Origin of the sequence: Streptomyces bohaiensis (assembly GCF_012033785.1) — a bacterium.
In the GTDB taxonomy this organism is placed as follows: domain Bacteria; phylum Actinomycetota; class Actinomycetes; order Streptomycetales; family Streptomycetaceae; genus Streptomyces; species Streptomyces bohaiensis.
On record NZ_JAAVJC010000198.1, the window covers coordinates 1 to 8,663 of the forward strand.

Here is an 8,663-nt window from a genome sequence, read left to right on the forward strand (position 1 = left end):
GCGCGGGGGTGCGGCGCGCTGTCCGCCGCACGTCCGGTGCGGCCGGGGTGGTGCGGCGGGGCCCGGTCGGGGCGGCCCGCCGACCGGCGGCGGTACGGGGCGGCGGAGGCGGCGCGGAACCGCGCGGCGGCTCAGGCCAGGCCGGCGTCGAGGAACGCGGTCAGGTCCGGCCGGATCACGGCGGAGGGGCCGGTGGTCGGCGCGACCGCGTCCAACGTCTTCAGCCCCTCACCGGTGTTGAGGACCACGGTGGTCAGCGACGGGTCGAGCACGCCCTCGGCGAGCAGCTTCCGCGTCACTCCGACGGTGACGCCGCCGGCGGTCTCCGCGAAGATGCCCTCGGTGCGGGCGAGCAGCTTGATGGCGTCGACGATCTGCTCGTCGGTGACGTCCTCCACCGCGCCGCCGGTGCGCCGTGCGATGTCCAGGACGTAGGGGCCGTCGGCCGGGTTGCCGATCGCCAGGGACTTGGCGATCGTCGCCGGACGCACCGGCCGGATCACGTCCTGACCGTTCTTGAACGCCTGCGACACCGGCGAGCAGCCCTCGGCCTGCGCGCCGAAGATCTTGTAGGGCTTGTCCTCGACCAGGCCGAGGGTGATCAGCTCCCGCAGCGCCTTGTCGATCTTGGTCAGCTGGGAACCGGAGGCGATCGGGACCACCAGCTGGTCCGGCAGGCGCCAGCCGAGCTGCTCGCAGATCTCGTACGCCAGGGTCTTGGAGCCCTCGGCGTAGTACGGGCGGAGGTTGACGTTGACGAACCCCCAGCCCTCCCCCGCCGGGTCGCCGATCAGCTCGCTGCAGAACCGGTTGACGTCGTCGTAGCTGCCCTCGATCCCGACCAGCTCGCCGCCGTACACCGCCGCCGCGGTGACCTTGGCGTGCTCCAGGTCGTGCGGGATGAAGACGCAGGACCGCAGCCCCGCGCGGGCCGCCGCCGCACCCACCGCACCGGCGAGGTTGCCGGTGGAGGAGCAGGACAGCGTGGTGAAGCCGAAGGCGCGGGCCGCCTCGACGGCACAGGCCACCACGCGGTCCTTGAAGGAGTGGGTGGGGTTGCCGGAGTCGTCCTTGACGTGCAGTTCACCGGTGACGCCCAGCTCGGCGGCCAGCCGGTCGGCCCGCACCAGCGGCGTACCGCCCGGGTTGAGGTTGGGCTTGTCCGCGACATCGGCGGGGACGGGCAGCAGCGGCGCGTACCGCCAGATGGAACGGGGGCCCGCTTCGATCCGGCTGCGGAGCGCCTCGGGGTCGCCGCCGGGGAGGTCGTAGGCGATCTCCAGCGGGCCGAAACACTCGTTGCAGGCGAAGATGGGACTCAACGGATACCGCTGCCCGCACTCGCGACAGGACAGCGCGGCGGCGGGGCCGAGGTCGACGGTTCCGGAGCGGTGCTCGGTGAGCAGAGACATGGGTGCGAGGCCCTCTCCTCATCTTCCCCACGGCGACTCTCGCCGCAGGACGGAATTGGCACCTTCCCCGACCGGGGACCTCGCTTCGGAATGCGAGACCGGCGGGAGGGTTGCCGGGGCTTCAACGGGCCGTTCCCTCTGCCCCTCTGGATGAGCTGTATGTGGTTGTGACTGTCGCCAGCCGTGCCGGGCCCCCCGATATGCGGAGGTCACAAGCACTGTCCGAGACTGTAACGGACGGCTAGGACAATGAGGCGGGTTGTCCAGCCTCCGAGACACCCGTTCGGGGGACGCACGCCGAGCGCGAGGAGCGAGATCGTGCTGGAAGAGGCCGAGAGCTGGCTGTGCCGACGGTCCTGGTCCGCCGACGACCGACCGCTTCCCCGGCTGCTCGCAGCCAAGCGGCGGGCCGGCGCGGCCGGCACGGTCAGCGTGGTGCTGCCCGCGCTGAACGAGGAGGCCACCGTCGGGACGATCGCCGAGGCGATCCGGACCGAGCTGGTGGAACGCGTACCGCTCGTCGACGAGCTGCTGGTGATGGACTCCGGCTCGACCGACCGCACGGCGGCGGTCGCCGCCGCGGCCGGGGCGAAGGTGGTCCACCGCGACGAGGTGCTGCCCCGGCTGCCGGCGCTCCCCGGCAAGGGCGAGGTGCTGTGGCGGTCGCTGTTCGCGGCCACCGGGGAGATCGTCTGCTTCGTCGACGCCGATCTGCGGGAGTTCGACACCCGCTTCGTCTCCGGCATCATCGGGCCGCTGCTGACCGACCCCGGGGTGCAGCTGGTCAAGGCGATGTACGACCGCCCGCTGGGCGGCGGTCCGGAGGGCGCCGGGCAGGGCGGACGGGTCACGGAGCTGGTCGCCCGTCCGCTGCTGAACCTTCACTGGCCGCGGCTGGCGGGGGTGGTGCAGCCGCTGGGCGGCGAGTACGCGGCGCGGCGCTCGCTGCTGGAGCAGCTGCCGTTCCCGGTCGGGTACGGGGTCGAGCTGGGCACGCTGGTGGACACGCTGCACCTGGCGGGGCTCGACGCCATCGCGCAGGTCGATGTCGGGGTGCGGCGCCACCGGCACCAGGACGGGCAGGCGCTGGGGCGGATGGCCGCCGCGATCTACCGCACGGCGCAGGCGCGGCTGCCCGGCGGCGGCGCGCCGCTGCGGGCGGGCCTCACCCAGTTCGACCGGGCGCCGCAGGGCGGCTTCACCCCGGTGCACCACCGGGTGGACACCACCGAGCGACCCCCCGCGGTGGAGATCGCCGAGTACATGGCGACCCGCCGGGCCGCCTGACCGCCGGGCCCCGAGCCGACCGCCCGGGCCGCGCCCGTGCAGGTGGGCGCCGGGGCCGATGGGCGCGCGGTACCAGGACACACGTTTGATACCCCGCGTCGCGGGCAAAGCTTTCGCGCATGGCGACCCAGCGGCAGACGACCGACGTTCCCGGCACCTCCGAGCGGCGGTCCCCGGCCGCCCCCGACGGCCGGTCGGCCGGACAGGTGCTGGTCGCGTCCAACCGCGGTCCGGTGAGCTACTCGCTCGCCGAGGACGGCACCCTCACCGCCCGACGCGGCGGCGGCGGCCTGGTCTCGGGGCTCAGCGCCCTGGGCGAGGACTCCGGAACGTGGGTCTGCGCCGCGCTCTCCGACGCCGACCGGGAAGCGGCCCGGCGCGCCGCGGGCGGCACGCTGGACGGGGCCGACACCGGCGGCCGCGCGGTGCGGATGCTGGACATCCCGCAGCAGACGTTCGACGCCGCCTACAACGGCATCGCCAACTCCGTGCTGTGGTTCGTGCACCACATGCTGTACCAGAGCCCGGTGGAGCCGATCTTCGACCGCGAGTTCGAGGGCCGCTGGGAGGAGTTCCAGCGGTACAACGCCGCCTTCGCCGAGGCGCTCGCGGAGGAGGCCGCGGCGGGCGCCACCGTGCTGGTGCAGGACTACCACCTCTCCCTGGTGCCCCGGTTGCTGCGCACCCTCCGCCCCGACCTGCGGGTCGGCCACTTCTCCCACACCCCCTGGGCGCCGGCCGACGCGTTCCGGCTGCTGCCCGACCCGATCGCCCGCCAGGTGCTGCTGGGCATCCTGGGGTCCGACCGCGCCGCCTTCCTCACCTGGCGCTGGGCGGAGGCGTTCGCCGAGTGCTGCCGCGTGGTGCTCGGCGCCGAGGTCACCGACCACGGCCACGAGCTCCGCATCGGGTACGACGGTGCCACCGCCCGGATCGGGGTGCACGGCCTCGGCGCCGACGGCGCGTTCCTGCGGGAGCGCGCCGCGCGGCCGGACGTGGACGAGCGGCTGGCCGCGCTGCGGGAGCAGGTCGGCGACCGCCGCACGATCGTGCGGGTCGACCGCACCGAGCTGAGCAAGAACATCGTGCGCGGACTGCTGGCGTACGAGCGGCTGCTGGAGGACCACCCGGAGTGGCTCGACCGGGTCGTGCACGTCGCCTTCGCCTACCCCTCCCGGCAGGACCTCGCGGTGTACCGCGCGTACACCGAGGAGGTGAGCCGGCTGGCGGGCTCGATCAACGAGCGGTTCGGCACCGCCGACTGGCAGCCGGTCGTCCTCCACGTCAAGGACGACTTCGCCCGCTCGCTGGCCGCCTACCGCATGGCGGACGTGGCGCTGGTGAATCCCATCCGGGACGGCATGAACCTCGTCGCCAAGGAGATCCCGGTCCTCGCCGAGCGCGGCTGCGCGCTGGTGCTCTCGCGGGAGGCGGGGGCGTTCGCCGAACTCGGCGACGACGCCCTGGAGGTCAACCCGTACGACATCGCCGGGACCGCCGAGGCGCTGCACGCGGCGCTGCTCATGCCCCCGGTCGAGCGGGCCGAGCGGAGCCGCCGCTTGGCCGCGGCGGCGACGGCGCTGCCGCCGCAGTCCTGGTTCCTGGCGCAGTTGGCCGCGCTGCGGGCGTGATCCCTCCCCCGGTCCGTCCTCCACGCCCGGCCCGGCCCGTGCGGTGCTCCGCGAGTGCGGGCCGGGCGCACCCGCGCCCGCCGTCGCTCCCGCCGCCGGGGCTTTCGTAACCGATCCGCACCAGTCCGCCCCCGCGCAGCCTCCGTCAGCGGCCCGTCCGGCATGATGGTCGGGGAAGACAGCGCCGCCGGAGAGAGGGCGGGCGCCACGGATGGGGTGATGGCATGTCGAGCTGGCAGCACCAGTCCAGCGGTAACGGCGGAATGCGCGCCTCGCACGCGGACCGGGAGCGGACCACCGACGTGCTGCGTTCGGGATTCGCCGAGGGCCGGTTGGACAAGGCGGAGTTCGACCGCCGCGTGGACCTCAGCGCGCGGGCCGTCACCCAGGGCGACCTCCAGCGGCTGATCCTCGACCTCCCCAACGGACCGTTGGCGGGCCCGCCGGCCGTGCCGCAGTCGCAGGTCCCCGCGACGTTCTACCCGGCGCCCCCCGCGCCCAACTACCACGTCCCGGGTGTCTATCCCGGCCCCGGCCACCCGGGTTGGATGGTGCCGCCGCCGAACGCGCCGACCAACCGTCTGGCCATCGGCGCGCTGCTGTGCGGGCTCGGCGGCATGTTCTACGGCATCTCGTCGATCCCCGCCGTCATCCTCGGGCACAAGGCGCGGGCGGAGATCCGCCAGAACCGCGAGGAGGGCGACGGCCTGGCCGTCACCGGCCTCGTCTTCGGCTACCTGGGCATCGCGTTCTGGGCGCTGCTCATCCTGGTCATCGGGACGTTCACCCTCTGACGCCCGCTCCGCCCGCGCCCGCTCGCGCCGCGCGGAGGCCGGCCGGCCGGGCGTCGCCGTGCGCCCGGCCGGAGCCGGCGGTTCAGGCGGCTCTCCGGGTCACCGCCTCGGCGAACTCGGCGAGTCGGCCGACGACCGAGGCCGGCTGCTCCCAGTGGACGGCGTGGCCGGCCCCTTCCAGGACGTCCAGCCGGGCCGCGGGCACGGTGTCGGTGATGCGGGCCTGGTCGTCGGGGGTGACCCGCTCGTCCTGGTCGCCGCGGAGCGCCAGCGTGGGCACGAGGATGCCGCCGAGCGTCGTCCCCACCTCGGAGTCCAGCAGCCCGTCCATGGTCTCCCGCCAGACGTGCGGCGGGGTGGCGCGGGCGTCCTCCGCCATCGCCGTGGCGAACCACTCCGGCCCGGCCCCGTCCGCGGCGTCCTCGGGCAGCAGCTCGGCCGGGTCCGGGCCGTCCGGCTCGCCCAGCCGGTCGGTGACCCGGCGGGCCTCGGCGGCCCACTCCTTGCCGTCGAGGGAGGCGGGTGTGCCCAGCAGTACCAGCCCCGCGACGCGGTGCGGGTGGCCGCCGGCGACGATGCGGGCGGCGACGCCGCCGCTGCCGCCACCGGCCAGGACGGCGCGCTCGATGCCGAGGGCGTCGAGGAAGGCGACCAGGTCGGCGGCGTAGTCGGCGGGCCGGTACCCGTCGGCGGGCTTGGAGGCGTCACCGTGGCCGCGCTGGGTGGGGGCGAAGCCGTGCAGCGTCGGCGGCAGCATGCCGAGGACGGGCTGGAACGACCGCCAGGTCTCACCCGGGCCGTGGACGAAGACGACGGGGATGCCGTCGGGGCGGCCGGACTCGGCGTAGGGGAGCTGGACTCCGCTGTCCAGCGTGACGTTCTTCAGGGCGATGGCACTCATGGGGTACCCCTGCCCCGGGTCCCGCGGACGATGTCGCGCCGGTGGGCGCCCCGGCGACCCGTGGCCCGCGCTGCGCCACGGTGCGGTGCGGTCCACACGGCCTGCGGACGGTTCCCGCCCCGCGGCCGCCGCGAGGGGCGGGGCGGGGCGGGAAGGGGACGCCGGGCGGGAACGGGTCAGTCGCGCGGAGCGGCCGCGGTACCGCCCGGTGTCTCCCCCGCCGCATCGGCGAGGGCACCCAGCAGCTCGGCGACACCGGCGGGACCGTCCACGGCGAGGTCGGCCGCGGCGGCGAGTTCGGGGACCTCGGCGGAGGCGGAGAGGACACGCACCCCCGGGATGCCGTCGCCCCGCAGCCGTTCCACGGCGGCGAACGCGGCGAGATCGCCGAGGTCGTCCCCGCCGTAGACCACCACCGACGGGTCGCGCTCGGCGACGAGGCGGGTGAGCGCCGCGCCCTTGTCCATGCCGGGCGGCCGGAGTTCGAGGACGAAGCGCCCCGGTTCGACGTGCAGCCCGTGGCGGGCGGCGAGTTCGGTGAGGGGACGACGCAGCGCCTCCAACGCGGCGGCGGGGTCCGCGGCGCGTCGCGTGTGGACGGCGAGCGCACCGCCCTTGTCCTCGATGTGCGCCTGGCCGGAGGGGACCGACCCGCTGACGACCTCGGGGAGTTCGGCGCGGGCCGCGGCCACCCCGGCGTGCGGTCCGGGGGTCCGGGTCCGCCCCGTGGCGGCGTCCCAGCGCTCCGCGCCGTAGGCGCCCAGGACGACGAGGTCGGCGGGGGCCTCGTCCGCGTCGAGCCGCCCGAGCCGGACGGCGGTCGCGGCGGCGCGGCCGGTGATGATCGCGAGCGTGCCGACCAGCGGAGCGAGCCGGGCCAGCGCGGGCAGGACGTCGGGGTGGGCCCGGGCCTGCTCGGGGTCGGGGACGATGGGGGCGAGGGTGCCGTCGAAGTCCAGCGCGAGCAACGCGCGGTGGGGAGACCTGCGGAACGCGGCGAGGCCGTCGTGGCCCGCGTCGGTCCGGGGTACCGGGAGGCTGACCATGCGGCGACCCTACCGCTGGGCGCGCCGATCGTCGCGTACGCGTCGGAGCCGGTTGACCGTCACCGGAGCGTGGCGCAGCGCCGCGGGATCGTCGAGCAGGGCGTTGAGCAGCTGGTAGTAGCGGGTCGGGGACATCTCCAACTGCTCCCGGATGACGCGCTCCTTGGCGCCGCCGCGCATCCGGCCGCCGCGGCTCTCCAGCGCCAGGACTGCGGTGTCCTGCGCGCTCAGCCCCTCGGCCGGAGCGATCGCGGTCAGCTCCGGGCCGGCGGGGGCGTCGGTGGGGGCCGGCGCCGCAGGGCGCGGGGAGTCGGCCGAGGCGGAGTCGGCCGGCAGGGACTCGGCCGCCGGCGAGTCGGCCTGCCGCGCCGGGGCGGGGTCCCGCTGCACGGCGGGCGCGAGCGGTCCGGCGGACTCCCCCGGCCTGCGGAACTCCTCCCAGCCGCCGAGGTCCTCGGGCTCGGCGACGTCCTCCGGGTCCGGGACGTCGGGCTCAGGGAGCCCGGCGTCGGAGAAGTCGAGCTCAGGGAAGCCGGGGTCGGGCAGGCCCGGCCCCGGGAAGCCGGCCTCGGCCTCCTCGGCCTCCTCCGCCTCCGGCGCCTCGCCGGCGGGGAACTGCCCCTGCGGGGCGCCGGGTTCCGGGGCGGCCGCCGCCGGGGCCGCGGGTTCCCTCGACGAGCCCGCCGGGGGCGTCGCCGCCGGTCGGGCCGGGTTCTCCTCACCGTCCTCACGCATGGGCGCATCGTACGGCGGAGGAGTGACAGCGGTAACGCGCGGGAAACGAAGCCATCCGGGCGGCGCAGTGGACTAGACCTGTTGTGCAGGTTCGGGCGACACTGTCCACCGTGAACCCACCGGACACCGACCGCGCTGCGGTCCGCGACGCCCTGCCCGGACCGCAGCCCTCCCCCCGCTCCGCGACCGCGGGCACCGCCGCCGCGCCGCCCGGCCACGTCATCGCGCTCGACGTCGGCGGCACCGGAATGAAGGCCGCGGTGCTCGACGGCACCCACCGTCCGCTGCTGCGCGAACGCCGCCCCACGCCGCGGGACGGCGGCCCGCAGGCGGTGCTCGACGCGGTCCTGGAGTTCGCCGCCGACCTGCGCGAGGCGTCGCTGCGGCACCTCGGCTCCGCCCCGGTCGCCGCCGGGGTCGTGGTCCCGGGGATCGTGGACGACGCGGCGGGTGTGGTGCGGTACGCGGCCAACCTCGGCTGGCGGGACCTTCCGCTGCGCCGGCTGCTCTCGGAGCGGCTGGACGGGACGCCGGTGGCCCTGGGGCACGACGTGCGGACCGGTGGCCTGGCCGAGGGCCGCCTCGGCGCGGGCGACGGGGCCGACCGCTTCTTCTTCGTGGCGCTCGGGACGGGGATCTCCGGCGCCCTCGGCATCGACGGCCGGGTCGAGCCCGGCGCGCACAGCGGCGCCGGTGAGATCGGCCATGTCGTGGTCCGGCCGGGCGGCCCGGCGTGCGGCTGCGGCCAGGCCGGGTGCCTGGAGGCCGTCGCGTGCCTGGTGGCGAAGCGCGAGTTCCAGCGGATGCCCAAGCCCGACCTGGGGTCCTCCGCCAAGGAGTCGGCCGCCGTTCTCTCC

General features: G+C 75.8%; 8 protein-coding genes and 1 riboswitch. Of the genes, 4 read left to right on the forward strand and 4 right to left on the reverse strand.

Annotated features, from left to right (window positions below):
• Positions 1–131: 131 nt before the first annotated feature.
• Positions 132–1,412: a threonine synthase gene (gene thrC, locus HCN52_RS18195; protein ID WP_168089515.1), complete on the reverse strand. Its 1,281-nt coding sequence runs from the start codon at positions 1,410–1,412 to the stop codon at positions 132–134.
• Between the two features lie 15 nt (positions 1,413–1,427).
• Positions 1,428–1,569, reverse strand: a riboswitch (SAM riboswitch).
• Positions 1,570–1,730: 161 nt separating this feature from the next.
• On the opposite strand from thrC, the gene HCN52_RS18200 reads away from it, so the two are divergent.
• From HCN52_RS18200 to HCN52_RS18210, 3 genes are all read left to right on the forward strand, one after another.
• Positions 1,731–2,699, forward strand: coding sequence for a glucosyl-3-phosphoglycerate synthase (locus HCN52_RS18200; protein WP_168089516.1), 969 nt, complete (start codon positions 1,731–1,733; stop codon positions 2,697–2,699).
• A 119-nt stretch (positions 2,700–2,818) separates the two neighbouring features.
• Positions 2,819–4,330, forward strand: coding sequence for an alpha,alpha-trehalose-phosphate synthase (UDP-forming) (locus HCN52_RS18205; protein ID WP_168089517.1), 1,512 nt, complete (start codon positions 2,819–2,821; stop codon positions 4,328–4,330).
• 224 nt (positions 4,331–4,554) lie between these two features.
• Complete coding sequence (locus HCN52_RS18210; RefSeq protein ID WP_245175260.1) at positions 4,555–5,124, forward strand: DUF1707 and DUF4190 domain-containing protein; 570 nt, start codon at positions 4,555–4,557, stop codon at positions 5,122–5,124.
• Between the two features lie 82 nt (positions 5,125–5,206).
• On the opposite strand, the gene HCN52_RS18215 is transcribed toward HCN52_RS18210, so the two are convergent.
• From HCN52_RS18215 to HCN52_RS26430, 3 genes are all read right to left on the reverse strand, one after another.
• Positions 5,207–6,025 (reverse strand): alpha/beta fold hydrolase, encoded by an 819-nt coding sequence (locus tag HCN52_RS18215; protein ID WP_168089518.1) that lies wholly within the window; start codon positions 6,023–6,025, stop codon positions 5,207–5,209.
• A 176-nt stretch (positions 6,026–6,201) separates the two neighbouring features.
• On the reverse strand, positions 6,202–7,071 hold the full coding sequence (gene otsB / locus HCN52_RS18220) for a trehalose-phosphatase (protein ID WP_168089519.1): 870 nt from the start codon (positions 7,069–7,071) through the stop codon (positions 6,202–6,204).
• Positions 7,072–7,080: 9 nt separating this feature from the next.
• Positions 7,081–7,806 carry a DUF3263 domain-containing protein gene (locus tag HCN52_RS26430; RefSeq protein ID WP_209314695.1) on the reverse strand — a complete coding sequence of 242 codons (726 nt, stop codon included), beginning with the start codon at positions 7,804–7,806 and terminating at the stop codon, positions 7,081–7,083.
• A gap of 248 nt (positions 7,807–8,054) precedes the next feature.
• Between HCN52_RS26430 and HCN52_RS18230 the strand changes: the two genes are divergently transcribed.
• Positions 8,055–8,663, forward strand: a 609-nt coding sequence (locus HCN52_RS18230) for an ROK family protein (protein ID WP_168089522.1), incomplete at its 3' end; no start/stop codon positions are given.

Coding starts and splice junctions, on each gene's coding strand:
- thrC (WP_168089515.1), bottom strand. CDS start 1,412: ATGTCTCTGCTCACCGAGCACCGCTCCGGAACCGTCGACCTCGGCCCC.
- HCN52_RS18205 (WP_168089517.1), top strand. CDS start 2,819: ATGGCGACCCAGCGGCAGACGACCGACGTTCCCGGCACCTCCGAGCGG.
- HCN52_RS18210 (WP_245175260.1), top strand. CDS start 4,555: ATGTCGAGCTGGCAGCACCAGTCCAGCGGTAACGGCGGAATGCGCGCC.
- HCN52_RS18215 (WP_168089518.1), bottom strand. CDS start 6,025: ATGAGTGCCATCGCCCTGAAGAACGTCACGCTGGACAGCGGAGTCCAG.
- otsB (WP_168089519.1), bottom strand. CDS start 7,071: ATGGTCAGCCTCCCGGTACCCCGGACCGACGCGGGCCACGACGGCCTC.
- HCN52_RS26430 (WP_209314695.1), bottom strand. CDS start 7,806: ATGCGTGAGGACGGTGAGGAGAACCCGGCCCGACCGGCGGCGACGCCC.